2 pseudogenes are annotated in these 816 nt (G+C 75.2%); one reads left to right on the top strand and one right to left on the bottom strand.

The features are described 5' to 3' along the window. Positions 1–311 (bottom strand): annotated as a pseudogene (locus tag G3I40_RS09885) (transcriptional regulator); the annotation flags it as partial. Positions 312–388: 77 nt separating this feature from the next. On the opposite strand from G3I40_RS09885, the pseudogene G3I40_RS09880 reads away from it, so the two are divergent. Next, a pseudogene (locus G3I40_RS09880) lies at positions 389–816 on the top strand (MFS transporter); the annotation flags it as partial.

Genomic DNA, 816 nt, shown 5'->3' with positions numbered 1-816 from the left:
GGGTCGGCGGCGGCCCTGACGCGGGCGAGCCCCTCGTCCAGGTCGAGGTCGCGCAGCCCGTACGGGGTCGGCGTGACGAAGTCGGCGCTCCACGTGGCCCCGAACGCGGCGGCCACCAACTGCGCCGTGACCGGGTCCGCGGCGAGCCGGGCCCGGTAGGCGGGCAGGTGCGTGTCCAGCCAGAGCCGTTCGCCGGGGTGGGCGGCCGCGGGGTCCGCCAGCTTCTTCAGCGCCGCCGTCGTCTCCGCCAGCTGCGACACCACGAAGCGGCTGCCCGCGAGCGTGTCCGCGTCGACCTGCCAGATCCCCATCGGTGCCCCGTCCCACGTCGTTTCGCCGCTCCGCGAAACATTAACGGCCCGGACCGCGGACCCCGCAGCCTCCCGCCATGCGTACGTACCGGGATCTGTTCTCCGCGCCGCAATACCCGCCCTTCTTCTTCGCCTGCTCGCTGCAGATCGCCGCCCAGACGGTCGCGGGGCTCGCCCTCGGGTCGCTCGTCTACGCCTCGACGGGCTCGGCGCTGCTGTCCGCGCTGGCCATGTTCGGCCCCGCTCTCGCCCAAGTCGTGGGCGCCCTCACGCTGTTGTCGGCGGCGGACCGGCTGCCGCCCCGTGCCACCCTCGCCGGACTCGCGCTCCTCCTCGGCCTCGCCACCGCCGTGCAGGCCGCGCCCGGACTGCCCACGGCGGCCGCGCTCGCCCTCGTCCTGGCGCAGGGCGTGCCCGCGGCCCTCGGCGGCGGGGTCCGCTACGGCCTGCTCAACGACATCCTCGACCGCGACGGCTACCTGCTCGGCCGCTCCGTCCTCAACAT

Origin of the sequence: Streptomyces sp. SID14478 (genome assembly GCF_010548525.1) — a bacterium.
In the GTDB taxonomy this organism is placed as follows: Bacteria; Actinomycetota; Actinomycetes; order Streptomycetales; family Streptomycetaceae; genus Streptomyces.
This window is presented reverse-complemented; position numbering and strand designations above follow the sequence as displayed.